Below are 311 nucleotides of genomic sequence, written 5' to 3' on the forward strand. Positions count from 1 at the left end.
GGCCAGTAAATCATCGGATAGAAGGACAATTCATCCTTTTCCAAATCAATAGCTATGGGATCAGCGGGTTCGATAGATGTGCGTTGAAAAAGCACCCTTCCAAGTCCCCATAGGCCAGCACGTGACACCTCGTCCACAGCTTCGTCGCCCGTAATAACATAAGCCATGACCGTTTCACTTGTCGCAGCAAAGGCCTTTTCATCAATGGTTAGTGGTTAAGTTTGAGAGGCTGTCTGGGCCCAGCTTTCGGCCCCAATACCCTGCACACAAAAGAGCGTCGCAAAAACCGCAATTGTGCTTGAAGTCCGCGT

The 311-nt window shown here is 49.8% G+C and carries 1 protein-coding gene; it reads right to left on the reverse strand.

Annotated features, from left to right (window positions below; all coding sequences use genetic code 11):
- Positions 1–167: DUF4159 domain-containing protein (locus AB9F29_RS21910; RefSeq protein ID WP_369757249.1), on the reverse strand; the 167-nt coding region annotated here is incomplete at its 3' end.
- Positions 168–311 lie beyond the last annotated feature (144 nt).

Source organism: Falsihalocynthiibacter sp. S25ZX9, assembly GCF_041205405.1.
Lineage (GTDB): Bacteria > Pseudomonadota > Alphaproteobacteria > Rhodobacterales > Rhodobacteraceae > Falsihalocynthiibacter > Falsihalocynthiibacter arcticus.